Origin of the sequence: Alkalimonas sp. NCh-2 (assembly GCF_039631345.1) — a bacterium.
GTDB lineage: Bacteria > Pseudomonadota > Gammaproteobacteria > Enterobacterales > Alteromonadaceae > Alkalimonas > Alkalimonas mucilaginosa.
The window spans coordinates 12,975-30,638 of record NZ_JBDIUV010000005.1 but is presented as its reverse complement, the minus strand read 5'-3'; the positions used below and the strand labels follow the sequence as shown (position 1 = coordinate 30,638).

The window sequence follows — 17,664 nt, the reverse complement described above, 5'->3', positions numbered from 1 at the left end:
CCATGCTTAAATCCATAGGTGCACTCTTTGTTAGCCTGCTGGTGTTTGCCAGCTGGCTGCTGCCAGCGCAGACACTGGACTACCAAAGCCATCAGCTGACGGATGAGGGCCTGCTGATCCAGACCAGCGCAGGTCAATTGATGCTGCGCTTCCATCAGCCGGCGGTGGTGGAAGTGTTTTATCAAAACGAGGGCGTAAAACAACTGCCATCCTTTACGTTGCCACCAAAACCTCAATTGCTGGCGGCTGGGCTGGAAACTCAGGGTGAGGTGCTGTATTACGGCACCGAAGCCCTGACGGTAAGGGTTGCGACCCAGCCGCTGCGGCTGAGCTTTCTGCGCGACGGCGAGGTCTTTCTGGCCGAGGAGCAAGGCCTCTTTGTGCACGATACCCTGCGCGGTTTTCGTTTTCAGTTAAAGCCGGATGAAAAGCTACTTGGCGCCGGCCAGCGGGTGCTGGGCATGGACCGACGTGGCCACCGGCTGCCGCTTTACAACAAAGCGCACTATGGTTACACCACCGAGTCCGAGCAAATGTACTTCAGCATTCCCGGAGTGATTTCCAGCCACAACTATCTGCTGTTGTTTGATAACTCGGCCAGCGGCTTTATCGACCTGGGCAAAACCGAAGCCGATGTGCTGCAATTTGAAGCCGTCGGTGGCCGCACCGGTTACCTTGTTGCTGCCGGCGACAGCCATCAGGACACGCTGCAGCAGTATTTGCAGGCCAGTGGCATGCCGCCACTACCCCCACGCTGGGCGCTCGGTAACTACGCCTCCCGCTTTGGCTACCGAACCGAGCAAGAAGCCCGCGACACCGTGCAGCGTTTCGTCGATCAGGGTTTTCCGCTCGATGCCATCGTGCTGGATCTGTTCTGGTTTGGTCCCGATATTCAGGGCCACATGGGCAATCTGGCCTGGGATAAAGCAGCCTTTCCCAACCCTGAGCAAATGATCGCCGATTTTCGTGAGCTGGGCGTGAAAACCATTCTAATCACCGAACCTTTTATGCTGACCAGCTCCAACCGTTGGCAGGAAGCGGTGCGTGAGGATGTGCTGGCGCTGAATCTGGCCGGCAAACCCAGAACCTTTGATTTTTACTTTGGCAATACCGGCCTGATTGATGTGTTCAAACCCGAGGCGGCCGAGTGGTTCTGGCAGATTTACCATGGCCTGATGCAGCAGGGGGTAGCGGGCTGGTGGGGCGATCTGGGGGAGCCTGAAGTCCACCCACACGATGCCATTCATCGCCTGCCGCAAGGCACCGCCACCGCCGATGAAATTCACAATGCCTATGGCCATGAGTGGGCCAAAATGGTGTTTGAGCGCCATGTCCGCGATTACCCGACGCTTCGGCCCTTTATCATGATGCGCTCCGGCGCACCGGGCTCGCAGCGCTATGGCATGATCCCCTGGACCGGCGATGTTGACCGCAGCTGGGATGGCCTGAAACCTCAAGTGGAGCTGGCGCTGCAAATGAGCCTGTTTGGCTTTGGCTACATCCACTCGGATCTGGGCGGTTTTGCCGGCGGTGAAACCTTCGATGCCGAAATGTACACCCGCTGGATGCAGTTTGGGGTCTTTCAACCGGTGTACCGGCCGCACGCGCAGGAGCACATCGCGCCTGAGCCGGTGTTCCACGATGGCACCACCCAGCGCATCAGCCGTGACTTTATCCGTTTGCGCTACCGTTTAACGCCGTACAACTATACCCTGGCCTACCAGCACAGCACCCGCGGACTGCCTTTGATGCGCCCACTGTTTTGGCTGGAGCCGGACAACCCGGACTACCTGACAGAGAAAAACAGCTATCTGTGGGGCGATGCTTTTCTGGTCGCACCGGTCACCAAGCCTGGCGTTAGCAGCTGGACGGTCAATGCACCGGCCGGTGTCTGGTTTGATTTCTTTGCTGGCACCGCCTATCAAGGGGGGCAAAAACTCGAGGTGCCGGTGACGCTGGAGACCATTCCTGTGCTGGTTAAAGCTGGCGCTTTTGTGCCGATGGTGGCGCCGCTGCAAAGCCTGGATCAGTACAGCACCGAGCAGCTGGAGCTGCACTACTGGCACCATGCCAGTGTGGGCCAAAGCGAAGGCGAGCTGTACGATGACGATGGTCACAGCCGCACCAGCTTAGAGGACGGTGCTTTTGAGCTGTTGCAGTTCAGCGCCCGCAATCAACAGGATCAGCAGTTGGCAATCAGCCTAAGCCGTCAGGGCGACTTCCCCGGCATGCCGGCAGCGCGCCAATTGATGTTGGTGGTGCACCAGGCCCCGGTGCACTGGCAGCAAGTACAGCTGGGAGAGCAGCGTTTTACCATCCAAGCCGAAGCGCTGGCTGAAGGCGAAACCGGTGCCTGGCGTAACCGCGATGGCGCAATTGTGGTGCAATTTAACTGGCAGCAGGATACTCAGCTCCAGCTGCGTTAACCACCATTTCTCCCGTAAAAAACCAGCACAGTGGTCGGGTGCTGGTTTTTTTTGAGACATCCGCTTACATCTTTTCACCACTTCTTTCTGTCGTTTTGGTCGAAATACGACATCCTTAACCGACTAGCTTTAAAAGCAGTTCACAGGAGAGCGTGATGACCGATCAAGAGCATGCAAAGCAGATCCGGCAGTTGATAGACAGTTGGAGTAAGGCGGTAGCCCGTAAAGATGTCGAAGCCATTATGCAGTTTTACAGCCCGCCGTTACGGGCTTTTGATGCGATAGGACCGTTGCAGTTTCAAAGCCGCGATGCCTACCAACAGCACTGGCAGCACTGCATGACGTTCTGCCCTGGTGAGTTTCGTTTTGAAGTGCACCAGTTGGAAGTACAAGCCGATACTGAACTGGCTTTTTGTCACTTTTTAAATTACGGCGGTGGCACCGATAGCGAAGGGCAACTGCATCTGTACTGGTTGCGCTGCACTCAGTGCTGGCAACTGCAACCTGATGGCTGGAAAATTATCCACGAACACTTCTCAGTTCCGGTGGAGATGGGATCCGGTCAGGGGCAGTTTGATCTAAAACCGGATGATGAGCGATGAGCAGGTTTGTCCCAGTCATACTTGACACCCTTGCAGTGCTATTTACCTGGCCGCAGGAATGTTGATTGCAAGTGTGTTAATAATGATGCATCTCTGAGGTTCTATTACTGCGGCCAGGCGTTATTCAATAAAACTTTGTTAATAATGAACTTGTAGTCTAAGCTTACTTTCATTAGAAACAGGCATTAAGTTACTGGTTTGACGCTATGAATAGCCATATTATTTTTATAGTTGTGACTGCATCCAGATTGGCTGGGTGGCTGCTAGTACTTTTTCTGCTTACAGGCTGCAACAAAAGCTCTCATCCAGAGAGGGATGCGATCTTTATTGTATCTTCATCCGCCAGCGCGGGGGGCACAGTATTTCCTGAATACCGAACTGTGCTTGGTGGGCAAGTAACTGCTTTTAGTATCTTACCGGATGAGGGTTACCGTATTGCTACCGCTACTGGCTGTGGAGGCTCTTTAAGTGACCATATTTATACGACGGATGTCATCAGTACCCAGTGCTCTATTGCTGTAACATTCGAGCTCAATGATTTTACTGTTGGCGCAGTAGTGAGTGGTGGGGGCCGAATAGCCCCTGACAGTGCAATGGTTAGTTATGGTACTTCAACGACTTTTACTTTATCCCCGGATGAGGGCTATACCTTAGCCAGTGCCAATGGTTGCGACGGCACCCTTACTGGCAATGTTTTTACAACGGGCATTATAAGGGAGCATTGTCTGGTCTTGGTGGTATTCGACCTGAGTCATTATGAAATCCATGCTTCCGCAGAGGTTGGTGGGAGCATTCAGCCAGCCAGCGTATCAGTAAGCCATGGTGCATCGACAGTATTCGAAGTAAGCAACGAAGAAGGCTTTGAACTTGCGACTATCAGTGGCTGTAATGGAGTTTTGGATGGAGCAAGCTACATCACAAGCGCAATCGTAGAACATTGTGAAGTGACTGCCAGTTTTGTGGTGGCTGCACCGCAGTTGCTTGATGTGGTGGCAGGAGATAGCGAGTTAACGTTTAGTTGGCTCGGTATCAGTGGTGGGGAGAGCTATAACCTTTATGTCGACACTGAGCCCAATATTGACGTAACAAGTTTTCCGGCGACCGCTAGCGGCACATTGTTGGAAAATGTTAGCAATCCATTTACATTAACTGGTTTAACCAATAATACGGCTTATTATGCGGTAGTGACAGCTACAGTGGGGTCTATGGAAGGCTTGACCAGCAATGAGATAATTGCTGCGCCAGAAGCGCCTTTTGTGGCTATTGGTGGATTGAACGATACAGGTATCTATTGGTGTGCGGACGCGACAATGAACCAGCAAGATTGCCCTGTTGTGGGCATGGGGTATCAGGGGCAGGATGGTGACTCTGGTCGGGATGCTGCCGCTCGTGCTGGCGCGTTAACAAAGTTAGGCCATGGTGCCACGGGATTTGATTTCACAAAAATTGCAGCGAATGGTAATGCACTGGCTTTGCAAAATACACCTTGGGATGCGGATGGCAGTGAAGCTGAAGGAAGCCAATGGAGCTGCGTTCGCGATAATGTAACAGGGCTCATTTGGGAAGTAAAAACACAGGATGGTGGCCTGCATGACCAAAGCAATACTTACTCATGGTTTGAGCCTGATAGCACTAGCAATGGTGGCGAGGACGGGACTTTAAATGGAGGCAGTTGTCTAGGTAGTGACTGCGATACCCATGCCTATGTGATGGCTGTCAATAGTAATGGGCTCTGTGGTGCAAGCGATTGGCGCTTGCCGACAAGATTTGAATTGCTTGGGCTGCTGCATAATGGCAGAGTGAATCCATCAATTGATATTGATTTTTTCCCAAATACACCTACCGGTTCATATTGGTGGACGTCTTCAAGTTATGCTGGATACAGTTCCTATGCCTGGGGTATTGCATTTTACTATGGGTACCCTAACTTCCGGTACAAGCACTATGGGTATCATGTACGACTGGTTCGGCATGCCCTCTAAGTTCTTGCCATTGGCAGGCCCGGCACTGCTTTCAGGCCTACGGCATTTTGTTGCCTTGGGGGGTTGCTGCTCCATATTACTTTTTTGGGAGGAAAACAATGTTCCCAGTCTTGTCTAAATCCATGTTACTGCTTGCCGGGCTTTTAGCTTTGGTTGGGGTAGGACATTCAGCTATGGCCGCTGACGTCTGTGCGAATGAGAATACGGCAATCCCTTTTCGAACTCCAAGTACAGACTTTCAGGTACACGGGGACGGCACTATCTCTCAACACTCAACCAAATTGATGTGGATGCAGTGCAGTATAGGACAAAGTTGGGATGGTGCTGGATGTGTCGGTGTGATGAACAGTTACCACTGGCTTGATGCTTTACAAATGGCGGAAAGCTTTAGCTTTGCAGGTTACAGCGATTGGCGTTTACCCAATAAAAATGAGTTGGCTGCAATCATTGAAGAACGCTGCTGGTCTCCCAGTGTAAATACCGCTAACTTTCCGGATGCTTCGGATGGTACTTACTGGACATCATCACCGCATGTCAAATACAGCACCCAGTCATGGAGTGTCCATTTTTTCATTGGCTCAATTACTGGCACAGATAAGAGCTCTGAGCTTTACGTACGGTTAGTGCGGTTTGATGAATAATGTTTACGTACAACGATGAGCGGTTGGTAACCATTAAATGGGTTATGTGGGGAAGCGCCCAAAAGTTTAACTAAGCTGCTGTTGAACATGCAGTTTGAATTACAGCCATATTTGCCAGCTCCTTGCACCAGTGGGTGACACTTTTGCTGGTTTGAATACGTATTCATCTTGTTGTTGCACCATAATAGGGTTATCAAAGACAGATCAACAGCGGTTCTGAGAATAACCATGCATCAACAAAAACCTGATCTTAGTTTCTGGCAAATCTGGAACATGTGCCTGGGCTTTTTTGGCATTCAGTTTGGCTTTGCCTTGCAAAATGGCAATGTAAGCCGGATTTTCCAAACCCTGGGCGCCGAGATGGACCAGATTGCCATCCTCTGGGTAGCAGCGCCGCTAACCGGTTTGCTGGTGCAGCCGATTGTCGGTCATTTTAGCGATAAAACCTGGACCAAACTGGGCCGGCGCCGGCCTTTCTTCCTCTATGGCGCCATTGCCACCACCCTGGCACTAATTTTTATGCCGAACTCACCGCATTTGTGGGTGGCAGCCATGATGCTGTGGATTTTGGATGCGGCCATTAACGTCACCATGGAGCCGTTCCGGGCCTTTGTTGGTGATAACCTGAACAAAAAACAGCGGCCGCAGGGTTTTGCCATGCAAAGCTTCTTTATTGGCGTGGGCGCCGTCGTTGCCTCGGCGCTGCCCTGGATGATGACCAACTGGTTTGGCGTGTCCAACATTGCGCCGGAAGGCATGATCCCGGATTCGGTGGTCTATTCCTTCTATGCCGGTGGTGTGGTGCTGTTTCTGGCGGTAGGCTGGACCATTTTGCGCAGCAAAGAGTACAGCCCGGATCAGCTGGCGGCCTTTGAAGCGGCCGAGCAGCAGGCCAACCCGGTGGAAGTCGAAGTGGTGAAAGTCCGTGATAACTACTGGGCCAGTGGCGCTGCGGCCGTGGTGATTGGCGTGCTGTTCTGGGGCTTTGTTTACCTGCAACAGCTGGATCAGAACCTGTATTTACTGGGCGCGCTGATTGCTTCCTTTGGCGTGCTGCAATGGCTGACCAGCTGGTTTAAGCAGCAGAATAACCGCAACATGCTGGTGCAGATTATTGATGACCTTTATGCCATGCCGGGCACCATGAAGCAACTGGCGGTGGTGCAGTTTTTCTCCTGGTTCCCGCTCTTTGCCATGTGGATTTACACCACGGCCGCCGTCACCAGTCATCACTATGGCACTTCGGACACCACCTCGCTGGCGTACAATACCGGTGCTGATTGGGTCGGTGTCTTGTTTGCGGTGTACAATGGCTTTGCCGCTATTGCTGCCTTGATTATCCCCTGGCTGGCCCGCCGTATCACCACCCAGCGCACTCACAGCATTAATCTGACCTGTGGTGCCCTGGGTCTGTTTTCCTTCTTTTGGATCCAGGATCCAGCCTTATTGTGGTTGCCAATGATCGGCATCGGCATTGCCTGGGCCTCGATTTTGTCCTTGCCCTACGCCATGCTGTCGAACAGCCTGCCAGCCCACAAAATGGGCATTTACATGGGCATCTTCAACATCTTTATAGTGTTGCCGCAGCTACTGGCGGCGGCCATTTTGGGCAGCTTGCTGAAGTACTTCTTCGGCGGCGAGGCCATTTATGCGTTGGCACTGGGCGGGGTCAGTTACTTGATCGCCGCTGTCTATGTGCTCTTTGTTCGAACCAGCAAAACAGTCAAAGGATAAGTGATGCAACTGAATCCCTGGTTTTCTACCACCCTTAAGGCCGCTGGCCTGGCGACCGCTCTGGCTGCGGTCAGCGCTTGCCAGCCGGCACCCGAGTCGGGTTATCAAGCCCCAACTGCAGCGCCTTTCGAGCAGACCGAAGCGCCCTGGTGGGACGATGCGGTTTTCTACCAAATCTGGCCGCGTAGTTTTTACGATACCAGCGGTGATGGTCATGGCGACTTTAATGGCATGACCGCAAAACTGCCTTATTTATCTGAGCTAGGCATTGATGCCATCTGGCTAACGCCAATGTTTGAGGCGCCGTCTTATCATGGTTATGACTTTACCGAGTTTTATCAGGTGGAATCGGATTATGGCACCATGGCCGACTTCGAGCGCTTTTTGCAACAAGCTGAAGAGCGCGGTATCCGGGTGATTCTGGATCTGGTGATCAACCACATTTCCCGTGAACACCAGTGGTTTAAGCGCTCAGCCGAGCGCATTGAGCCGTACAGCGATTACTTTATCTGGCGGGAAAGCCTGCCAGAAACCGGCAAAGGCTGGGGTCATGCCTGGTCAGATAACGATATGCCTGAAGCGGTCTGGCATTTTGATGAGACCCGGGGCGAGTACTACTACGCCGCCTTTGGTGCCACCCAGCCGGATCTGAATCTGGAGCACCCGGATGTGATCGAAGAAATGAAACGGATGGCCAAATTCTGGCTGGATAAAGGGGTTGATGGCTTCCGGCTCGATGCGGTGCGCTTTGTGATAGAGCGTGGCCCTAGCGGTCAGGCCGACTTGCCCGAGACCATTGATTATTGGAAAGACTTCAATGCCTTTGTTAAAAGCGTCAATCCCGAAGCCTACTTAGTGGGCGAAGCCTGGGTCGATATTCCGGTGGCGGCCAAATACTGGGGTGAAGGCAAAGGGCTGGATCAGGGCTTTGATTTTGAATTTGGTTACATTGTGCTGGATATGCTGCAGCAAGGGCTGGCCACTGAAGCCCAGTTTGGCACCATGAGCCAGCAGTCCGGTCAGGCAGAAGACGGCGCCTTGCATCCACTGGCACAGAATGTGCAGCGCCGGCTGGAGTCGGGCGCACCGCTGGCCTTCTTCACGCCGTTTTTAACCAATCACGATCAGGACCGAGTGGGCTTCCAACTGCAGGAAAGTCAAGCCAAAGCCAAGCAGGCAGCTGCCTTATTGTTTAGCTCGCCAGGGACTAAATACATCTACTACGGTGAAGAAATTGGCATGACCCAGCAGCAAAGTGGCCATGATGTGTACAAGCGGGCGCCGATGCTGTGGGACCAAAGCCATCAGGCAGGTTTTACTCAGGCTGAGCTTAGCTGGGTGCAGCAAAAAGAGCTCTTTACCCAGGCGTTTGATCCCTGGTGGCCGGATTTTCTGGCGCAGCAGCTTGCAGCCGGTGATCGCACCGTGGCAGCGCAACGTGCTCAGCCGGATTCCTTGTGGCAATTGCATCGTTTGCTGATCGCGATGCAAAAGCAGCGGCCGGAAATGCGTTTGGCGGGCTCTTACCAGGTGCAATCACCGCAGCAGGGCATTCTGACGGTGACACGTGAGCTGGGTGAGCAGCGCACGGTGTTTGTGCTGAATCTGGCCGGTGAAATGGCGGATATTGCCACCCTGCTGGCAGAGCATAGCAGCCTGTCAGTAAGTTGGGGCTTTGATTTGGATGGCAGCTTGTTGGCCAGCGATGGCCTGCTGATCTTGCAGTCAAGGTAGTAAAGCAGAGAGCAGGGCTGCATGAAAGGCGCAGCCCTGGTTTATTTAATTGCCCAGTAATTCATTCAGCTCTTTTTTGACATCATTCATCAGTTGTTGCTGAGCCTTTTTTGCATTATTGCATTTGGCAATATCGGTGTTTTCACCTTTTAGTTGAAGTTCGGCACACTCCATCATGACCTTGGCCAAAAGCTCCGGATCCTTGGCCAGTTTATCGGCAGAAGGAGCTCCGCCACAAGCCAGCAAAAGCAGGCTAGAACTGAGTAACATGCTGATTTTTTTCATTCCTTATCCTTTTAATGTGGTACCGCAGGAGGCGCGGATGATGGTTTTTGGCTCAATTTGATTGGTTTCAATCGGTTGATTGTTCACCAAGCGAAGCAGATTCTCTACCAGCATTTCACCAGCCAAAGTGGTGTCTTGCTGAATAGTGCTCAGTGGTGGTGTGGTGTATGAAGCAACCGGAATATCATCAAAACCCATCACCGCGATATCGTCTGGTACCCGAAGTCCGCGCTGTTGAATGCCTTGCATGACACCTATGGCGATCAAGTCACTGGCGCAGAAAATAGCATCGACAGCTTTGCCGCTATCCAACAGGTTCTGTACGGCCAACTGGCCCGCTTGTTCGGTTGAAATGGCATTGAACTGGGCAATAGCGTCGTGGCGGATACCGCCTTGTTGCAGCGCATCGCTAAAACCGAGGAAGCGTTGACTAAACTCCGGGCTACCAGCGGAGGCATTGCCTATAAAGGCAAATCGCTTGTGGCCCAAAGACAACAAATGTTCGCCAGCCAGACGGCCACCCTGACGGTTGTTGCTGCGAATGGTAAAATCCGGGTGACCTTCGACATCGGCCCCCCAGCAGACAAAATGGGTTTCCTGCGCCAGTAGCTTGTTCAGCTTTTCCTCGTAATCCTGGTAGTCGCCATAGCCTAGTAAAATGATGCCATCGGCTTTTTTCGTATCTTCGTAATCGGCATGCCAGTCATTGCTTAGCTGCTGAAAGGACACCAATAAATCCTGCCCACGCTTGGCGCAGGCGCGGGTAATGCTGCCAAGCATGGATAAGAAAAATGGATTGATCAGCGACTCATCGGTGGTGGGATCTTCAAACAGCAACAAGGCCAGGGTACTGCTGCGCTGCTTACGCAGGTTGCTGGCATTTTTATCCACCTTGTAGTTGAGCTGGCGGGCAATGGCCTGCACCTTATCTCTGGTCTCTTTATTGACCTGAGGGCTGTCGCGTAAGGCCCGGGATACGGTAGATTGCGATACACCAGCCAGGTAAGCAATATCGAAGGATGTGGCTTTTTCTTTCATGGATTACGCTCAACTGTGGCTCGTTATGCCAATGGTTTTGCAACGAGCCAGATAAAGAAAGATACCGGAGCGACAACGACTTAATTAAGGTCTTTGCAGACACCTGCTTCCTATCATAGTCGGAAGCAGGTTGGGATTCAAATGCTGAAGCAAAGGAGGGTAAGTTAACTGCTCTGGAATACCGGTTCCAGCAAGCGGAAGCTGCCGCTATCGGCATCCATCTCGGCCGAGGCACCCACAGGGACAATAAACTGGCGCGGTATATGGCCAATCATGGCACCGGTGTAGGCTGGTATATTCAGTGGCAGGATGTAATCGTCCAAAATATCGTCCAGTGTCAGGCTACCCCAGCCACCGCCAGGCTCACAACGGGCACAATCCCCAAAGATAAAGCCGCTGATTTGCGCCAGAGCACCACTTAAACGCAGAGTACTGAGCATCCGATCGATTTTGTAGGGGGGCTCATTGATGTCTTCTAAGAACAGAATTTTATTGGTAAAGTCTGGCAAGTAAGGGGTTCCTGCCAAAGAGGTTAAAACGGTCAGGTTGCCGCCAATGAGTTCACCCCTGGCCTTTCCACCGCGAATGGTACTGGTGCGGTTGCTACGCACTATAATATCATCTTCAGGCCTATGTTCGTTTTGAAAGTTAATCAACTCGCGCTGAAAAAACAGTTGTTCAAACTGCTGGACATTAAAGTCGTGCCAACGACTGCTGCCATTGGGACCATGGAAAGTGATCAGGCCGGTTTTAGCATGCAAGGCATTATGAATGGCGGTAATATCGGAGTAACCCAGTACGATTTTGGGATGCTTGCGTACCAGATCGTAATCAATCAACGGTAGAATGCGGGCTGCACCTGAGCCACCACGCAGGCAGATCACGGCTTTTACCTCAGGATCGGCAAACATGGCATTAAAGTCAGCGGCTCTGTCAGCATCCTGGCCAGCCAGGTGACCATGCCTGCTTTGGAAGTGCGGGCCGGTTTTTACCTTAAAGCCAAGAGCTTGCATGGACTCTACAGCAAATTGAGCGTCCATCCGGCTTGCAATGGCAGCCGATGGACTGACTACCCCTATGGTGTCACCACGCTTGAGCGGAAGTGGACGTAGTTTTCCACCAGGATTGATAGCGCTGTGGACCATGCCCACACTGCTCATCAGTGGCAGTAAAGTAGAGGCGATACCAAGTTTTATAAAGTTGCGTTTATTCATGCAAGCGACTCCCATCAGAGTAAACTGTGACCAGTCTAATACAATTATTTATTACTATCCAAGTTGAATTTCGGAATTTTTTATTCCTGCTAGCGGTCTCTCAACATCGGATAAATTGTGAAACAATGTTAACTCTATTCTGCCTATCTCGAGTCAGTGATAAACTGAGGGTATTCGGATTTATGGAGCAGCTGCGAATGAGAGTGTTGCAAGCGGCTACTTTACTGTTAGCTTCTACTTGGGCTTTTGCGGGCGACAAAGACACGCTGGACGATGGCTATGTAGAGCAATCAAGCTGGCGCTTGTCACTGGCTGTTGGTGCTGGCCAAAGCTCCAGTCCGCTGTATGATGCTGCCAATATGCCACTCTATCTGATGCCGGATATTAGCTATTATGGCAAAGTCGCCTTCTTTGACAACGGCATACTGGGAGCAGGGGTGGATCTCTCACCACACTGGAGTATCAGTTTGGTAAGCCGGTTAAATCCTGAAAAAGGCTATTTTTACCGCTGGCATGTCTCACGCATTCCCTCCATGGAGTACACCTTTGCCAATATGCCGACTGTCTCCCTGGATGCACGGACAGCAGAGCAACAGGTTTCTGTCAATGAAGTGGAGCGACGACCTACCGCCTGGGATGGTGGGGTTCAACTAAACGCCTGGTTTGATGATTGGACACTACGACTGAATGGCTGGACAGATATCAGTGGTCAGCACCATGGCCATGAGCTTAGTGCCGTGGCAGGCCGTCAGTTGGGTACAGCTTGGGGTCAATGGCGCTTCAGTGCTGGTTTATTCTGGAAAAGTGAAAACCTGATGCAGCGTTATTATGGTCTTGGTCCGGACGAGGCTACCTATCTGCCGCGTTATCAGGCTAAAGCCAGTCTGCAACCTGAGCTGGGATTGTATTGGTCCTTGCCGCTGACTGACGGATGGCGCATGATGGCCTTTTACCGTTATCGCTGGCTGGATACTGCTATGACCCGAAGTCCCCTGGTGGAGCAATCGTATCAGCACAGTTGGTTCTTAGGCTGGAGCTACCGATTTTTCTGATGATGGGATTATTATCTAAGACGGCATGGATGCTGCTGATGCCATTATCTGTGAATCCTGCCGAGCAGTGCACCTCTGGCTTGTGCTGGTCGGCCAGCCCTATGGTGTGTATTGCCAGTGCTCAGGGCGAACGTTGTGAAGCCGATTTGCATGTGGTGTGGTCCAGCCCGGTACCGGTTGATCTGTGCTTGTACCTGGCTGATGAAGCTCTGAGTTGTTGGCAACAACAACATCAGGGGCAGTGGGCTTCTCGTTTAATTTGGCCTGAACAGGCTATTTTGTCATTACGGGATGCTGAGCAGGTGTTCCTGGATGAAACCCTGAAAACAGTCAGTCGTCAACCAAAGCGACGCCGACGCCTGGTGGCACCTTGGAGTGTATTCTAATGAGTAAAGTATTGTTGGTAGAGGATGATCCGCGCTTGGCTGAGTTGGTGCAAAGCTACCTGATACAGCACGGGTTTTTGGTTGAGGTGCAAGGCAATGGACTGGAAGTTGCTGCACATTGCCAGCGTTTTCAGCCGGACCTGATTATTTTGGATTTGATGCTACCGGGACTGGATGGTTATGGTGTATGCCGCCAGATCCGGCCAGGGTTTCATGGACCTATTTTGATGTTAACCGCGCGCCAGAGTGATATTGATCAGGTGCTGGGTTTGGAGCTCGGGGCGGATGATTATGTGATTAAGCCAGTGGAGCCTCGCGTTTTACTGGCTCGCATTCATGCGTTGTTAAGAAGGCGCCATTCAACCGAACCTGGTCAGACCCATGAGCTGAGCTTTGGTCAGTTGCAATTAAAACGTCGGGCCAGGGAAGCCTTCCTGGCGGGTGAGCGAGTCGATTTAACCAGTTATGAATTTGATTTGCTCTGGATGCTGGCAGTACATGCCGGCCAGACCGTCCGCCGGGAAGAAATTCATCAACAGGTCATAGGCCGGCCTTACGATGGCCTGGATCGCACTGTCGATGTTCGGGTGTCGCATTTACGTAAAAAGCTGGCGGATAATACCGAAACACCCTATCGAATAAAAACTGTGTGGGGTAAAGGCTATTTGTTTGTTGCGGACGCCTGGTCGGCCTGATGCAGCGTTTGTTTCTACAGTTTTATTTATTTCTGCTGGTACTGTTGATAGCTCTTGGCTGGAGCATTGAGCAGTTATGGCAGGTCTGGTCTAAAGATGAGCTACCGCCTTCCGTTGCCTTGTGGCAGCAGCAAATTAAGCTGGTACTGCAACAGCCAAGGCCAGATTTATCGGCTCAGTTGGCTTTGCCGGCACAAGTTTTGCCAATGGAAAGTGTGCCTTTTCCGGCAGCAGAAATGCATGCGCTGGCACAAGGTGAGATTATTCCACTTTTCGGCCACCAGAATGAGTTGTATCTGTTTGCTTTGGGGCAAGAGCAACTCTGGCAGTTTGGTCCAGTTCAGCTGGAGGCTTCGTCGCCACTTCGGCTTTGGTTGACTTTGCTGTTTTTCCTGCTGCTGGGGATAGCGGTTGCTTTATGGCTTTGGCCTCTGGCGCGTGATATTCGGCATTTGCAACGGGATCTTAGTGTGGTTGGCCGGGGTAAGCCATTACAGGTTAGCTTACCCGGTTACTCAATGCTGGCTCCCATCGCCGATAGTGTGCGTCAAATGCAGGCACAGATTCAGCGTTTATTGTCGCTGCAAAAAGAAATGACGCATGCGGTATCGCATGAACTCCGTACGCCGTTGGCCCGGTTGAGTTTTGCGCTGGAAATGGCCAGCCAGTTGAATGCTCAGGAAAAGCAATTAATGCAGCAGGATGTGCTGGTACTGCAGCGGCTGGTGGATGAAATGCTGGATTATGCCCGGTTGGAAGTGGCGATGCCTCAGCTCCAACCCGAGCAAGTGGATTTGTCAGAGCTGTTACACAGCCTGCAGGAACAACTGGCGGTGTTACCTGGTCCGGCTATTGAGTTGAAAGTGCCGCTCCCCTGCTGTTGTGCCGCGGATGGGCACTATCTGGAGCGGGCTATTGTCAATTTGCTGCAAAATGCCAAAGGATTTGCCCACAGCAGGATCCTGGCTACAGTGGAGCTGAAGTCAGGTCAGTTATGGTTGCATGTCGACGATGACGGCCCAGGCGTACCGGATGCCGTCAGGCATGAGATCACTAAGCCATTCCAGCGCTTGGACGAGCCAAGGCGTGCTGGCACCGGTGGTTTTGGCCTGGGACTGGCTATTGTCAGCCGGATTATGGAGTGGCACCAGGGGCGTCTGGTCATTGGCCAGAGCCCATTGGGAGGAGCTCGCTTTAGTCTGGTGTTACAAACCTAAGTCACGTAAAAAGTCTTCATCTACATCCGGGCTCACCTGATCGGCCACTTCGTAATTGCCCTGTTTGGCATTGGCCAGAATATCATCAGGGTGTTCTTGTTCGACTTTTTCAAATTCATGCAACTGAATAAACTCGGTTTTATCCATGGCCAGTTCTAGATAAAAAATATTGTGCTCAGGCGTACTAAAGGTGACCCGTCTGGCTTGGGGTTGATCCAACTGCGTATTAATAAGGATTTGCACTTGCTTGTTGATGGCCATCATTTTGGGCTGGCTTTGATTGATGGAGGTTTGAAGGTCGATCCGCACTTTGTTGGTAAAATCACCAACAATCTGGTTCATCAGCTCGCCCATCACATTGCCGACTTCATCCGAGGTATGAAATTGCGCCAGTTCGGACTCCGGCATGCCCATGCTCATCATGTACTTGCGGTAGATTTCCATCGCAGCCTGAGAGGTAAAGTTGATGACCACCAAGCCGGAAAAGCCACCATCAAACAGCACAAAACAACCGAGATCTGGTCGCAAGCAGGTCTTTTGAATTTTCTGGACCATGGGTGAGTAATTCACCTCGCGGTTACCAGCCGCAGCCAGTACTTCGCTGACCGACTGACACAGGGTCAGCAGAATATCTTCGGTAGCGACGATTTTATTTTTTTTCATGGGGCGTCCTGTTACAGCTATATTTTTGTCAGTATAAGACGAAATAGAGCGCTGCGCCTAGCTTGTCGTGACGATGTTCCTTTATAAAGGCCAGAAAAACAGCAACGCCGGAATGGCAACCGCTATTACCACCAGCTCCATCGGCAAACCGAGCCGCCAGTAATCACCAAAGCGAAAACCGCCGGGCCCCAGAATCAGCGTGTTATTCTGGTGACCAATAGGTGTTAAGAAAGCACAGGAGGCACCGATAGCAACGGCCATTAAAAAAGGATCGGCTTGCACATCCAGTTGATTGGCCACACTGATAGCAATAGGGCACATCATGGCTGCCGTTGCCGCATTGTTCATAAAGTCCGACAGTGTCATGGTGAGCACTAAGATCAATGCCAGTGCCAGTACAGCATTGTCACCTGCTAAATAAAACAACATGTTTCTCGCCAGCATATCGGCTGCGCCTGTGGTGGCCATGGCTCCTGCCACCGGGATTAAACAGGCCAGCAGTACAATCACCGGCCAGTCAATGGCCGTGTAGACTTTACGAAGAGGCATCACTTTTAGTGCCATAATGGCCAGCATACCGGCAGCAAAAGAGATGGCTGCCGGCAGTAGCCCAAAGGCAGCGCCACAAATGGCTCCCAACATAATCAGACTGGCAAATACGGTATTGCGTTTTTCAGGCACCCGGATTTGGCGTTCGGCCAAAGGTACACAGCCAAAATCGGCTGCGAATACCGTAAGAGCTTCTTCCTGACCCTGCAGCAGCAACACATCACCTGCCTGCAAAGTGGTTCTGCGAACACGTTTGTACGAACGCAGCCCTTGGCGGGAGAGCGCAAGCAGGTGAATATTAAAACGGCGGCGTAAGTTCAGGGTTGCTGCTGTCCGACCTATCAGATCGGAGTTCGGGAGTATTGCCAGCTCCTGAAGGTGGAGCTCAGCATTGTCTTCATTTTTTTGTTTTTCTTTACTGGTCGCGCTGATTTCTGCCTTTTGCTTGTCCTCATTATCTTTTTGATTAACAGGACTTTCTTCCAACGAAAGTCCCAGATTGGATAGCAGAGAGCCTAAACTTTCTGGTTCAGCCTCAATGATCAGTACATCCTGATCAACCAAGCGGTAATAACCGGGCGGCGATGGTGCCCGGTAATTGTTCCGAACAATGCCTACCACCTGGGCATCGAGTTGCTCCAGTTTTATTTCCAGTTCCCGCAACGGGATATCGACCAGTTTGCTTTCTTTGGTAATACGGATTTCTGTCAGGTATTTGCCAGTTTCAAAGCTACTGACATCTGCTCTGTTGCGAACAGGGACCAATCGCCAGCCAATGAAAGCCACAAAAACCACTCCGATCAAGGCGACCAGCACACCAACCGGGCTGTAATCAAACATAGCAAAACCACGCTCCGCTGTTTCGGCGCGAAAACCTGAGACTATCAGGTTCGGTGGGGTGCCAATCAACGTGGTCATGCCGCCCAAAATGGAACCAAAAGCTACTGGCATCAACACCTGGCCCGGAGCAAGGTTGACTCTGGCCGCCACCTGAATCGCGATGGGCATCAATAACGCCAGGGCCCCGACATTATTCATAAAAGCGGATAGAATTGCAGCCAAAGCAGTGAGTGCTGTGATGGTTAGGGTGGGCCCTGCCTGTTTGGGCAGTACTTTCATCGCCAGTACATCAACTGCCCCTGTGGCTTGCAAAGCCTGACTAAGTACCAATACGCAGGCGACAGTAATCACTGCCGGATGGCCAAAGCCGTTAAAGGCTTCATCGGTTGGCACCAGCCCAAACAGCACACAAGCCAGTAAGCTGGCCAAAGCAATCATATCGTGCCGCCAACGTCCGGATAAAAATAACACTACTGTGATGGCCAAAATGGCAAAGATTAAAAGCTGTGCTGGTTCCACTATCAAGCCTTCATTATTGACGTGACGCGCCGCTATGTTGTCATCACTATCCGACAGGATGGAAATTTTCGCAAGCTTACGGTTGAA

General features: G+C 51.7%; 15 protein-coding genes. 10 read left to right on the top strand and 5 right to left on the bottom strand.

Features of this window, described 5'->3' with window-relative positions:
• Positions 1-2 precede the first annotated feature (2 nt).
• The 6 genes from ABC502_RS13115 (at position 3) to ABC502_RS13090 (ending at position 9,119) form a co-directional block, all read left to right on the top strand.
• Positions 3-2,426, top strand: a complete 2,424-nt coding sequence (locus ABC502_RS13115; RefSeq protein ID WP_345916163.1) for a TIM-barrel domain-containing protein — start codon at positions 3-5, stop codon at positions 2,424-2,426.
• Between the two features lie 155 nt (positions 2,427-2,581).
• Positions 2,582-3,028 carry a nuclear transport factor 2 family protein gene (locus ABC502_RS13110; protein WP_345916162.1) on the top strand — a complete coding sequence of 149 codons (447 nt, stop codon included), beginning with the start codon at positions 2,582-2,584 and terminating at the stop codon, positions 3,026-3,028.
• Positions 3,029-3,234: 206 nt separating this feature from the next.
• The gene (locus ABC502_RS13105; protein WP_330087597.1) at positions 3,235-5,010 is read left to right on the top strand and encodes a DUF1566 domain-containing protein; all 1,776 of its coding nucleotides are present in this window, start codon (positions 3,235-3,237) and stop codon (positions 5,008-5,010) included.
• Positions 5,011-5,108: 98 nt separating this feature from the next.
• Positions 5,109-5,651: a DUF1566 domain-containing protein gene (locus ABC502_RS13100; RefSeq protein ID WP_330087596.1), complete on the top strand. Its 543-nt coding sequence runs from the start codon at positions 5,109-5,111 to the stop codon at positions 5,649-5,651.
• A gap of 228 nt (positions 5,652-5,879) precedes the next feature.
• Positions 5,880-7,385, top strand: a complete 1,506-nt coding sequence (locus ABC502_RS13095; RefSeq protein WP_345916161.1) for an MFS transporter — start codon at positions 5,880-5,882, stop codon at positions 7,383-7,385.
• Between the two features lie 3 nt (positions 7,386-7,388).
• Complete coding sequence (locus tag ABC502_RS13090) at positions 7,389-9,119, top strand: alpha-amylase family glycosyl hydrolase (RefSeq protein WP_345916160.1); 1,731 nt, start codon at positions 7,389-7,391, stop codon at positions 9,117-9,119.
• A 45-nt stretch (positions 9,120-9,164) separates the two neighbouring features.
• Here ABC502_RS13090 and ABC502_RS13085 read toward each other — a convergent pair whose 3' ends face one another.
• The 3 genes from ABC502_RS13085 to ABC502_RS13075 form a co-directional block, all read right to left on the bottom strand.
• Positions 9,165-9,404 carry an EexN family lipoprotein gene (locus ABC502_RS13085; protein WP_345916159.1) on the bottom strand — a complete coding sequence of 80 codons (240 nt, stop codon included), beginning with the start codon at positions 9,402-9,404 and terminating at the stop codon, positions 9,165-9,167.
• Positions 9,405-9,407: 3 nt separating this feature from the next.
• Entirely contained in the window at positions 9,408-10,442 is a 1,035-nt protein-coding gene (locus tag ABC502_RS13080) for a LacI family DNA-binding transcriptional regulator (protein WP_330087592.1), read from the bottom strand.
• Positions 10,443-10,606: 164 nt separating this feature from the next.
• Positions 10,607-11,656, bottom strand: a complete 1,050-nt coding sequence (locus ABC502_RS13075; protein ID WP_345916158.1) for an LD-carboxypeptidase — start codon at positions 11,654-11,656, stop codon at positions 10,607-10,609.
• A gap of 197 nt (positions 11,657-11,853) precedes the next feature.
• Between ABC502_RS13075 and ABC502_RS13070 the strand changes: the two genes are divergently transcribed.
• From ABC502_RS13070 to ABC502_RS13055, 4 genes are read left to right on the top strand one after another with little or no spacing between them, the layout of a single operon-like run.
• A complete protein-coding gene (locus ABC502_RS13070; protein WP_330087590.1) occupies positions 11,854-12,708 on the top strand; it encodes a MipA/OmpV family protein in 855 nt (284 codons plus the stop codon).
• Positions 12,709-12,746: 38 nt separating this feature from the next.
• A complete protein-coding gene (locus ABC502_RS13065; protein WP_330087589.1) occupies positions 12,747-13,094 on the top strand; it encodes a DUF3019 domain-containing protein in 348 nt (115 codons plus the stop codon).
• Positions 13,094-13,789 carry a response regulator gene (locus ABC502_RS13060; protein ID WP_330087588.1) on the top strand — a complete coding sequence of 232 codons (696 nt, stop codon included), beginning with the start codon at positions 13,094-13,096 and terminating at the stop codon, positions 13,787-13,789. The genes ABC502_RS13065 and ABC502_RS13060 overlap by 1 nt, the downstream gene beginning before the upstream one ends.
• Positions 13,789-15,006: an ATP-binding protein gene (locus tag ABC502_RS13055; protein ID WP_330087587.1), complete on the top strand. Its 1,218-nt coding sequence runs from the start codon at positions 13,789-13,791 to the stop codon at positions 15,004-15,006. The genes ABC502_RS13060 and ABC502_RS13055 overlap by 1 nt, the downstream gene beginning before the upstream one ends.
• On the opposite strand, the gene ABC502_RS13050 is transcribed toward ABC502_RS13055, so the two are convergent.
• Positions 14,995-15,669: a DUF3334 family protein gene (locus ABC502_RS13050; RefSeq protein ID WP_330087586.1), complete on the bottom strand. Its 675-nt coding sequence runs from the start codon at positions 15,667-15,669 to the stop codon at positions 14,995-14,997. The two genes, ABC502_RS13055 and ABC502_RS13050, sit on opposite strands and share 12 nt — an antisense overlap.
• Positions 15,670-15,750: 81 nt before the next feature.
• Entirely contained in the window at positions 15,751-17,577 is a 1,827-nt protein-coding gene (locus ABC502_RS13045; protein ID WP_330087585.1) for an SLC13 family permease, read from the bottom strand.
• Positions 17,578-17,664 lie beyond the last annotated feature (87 nt).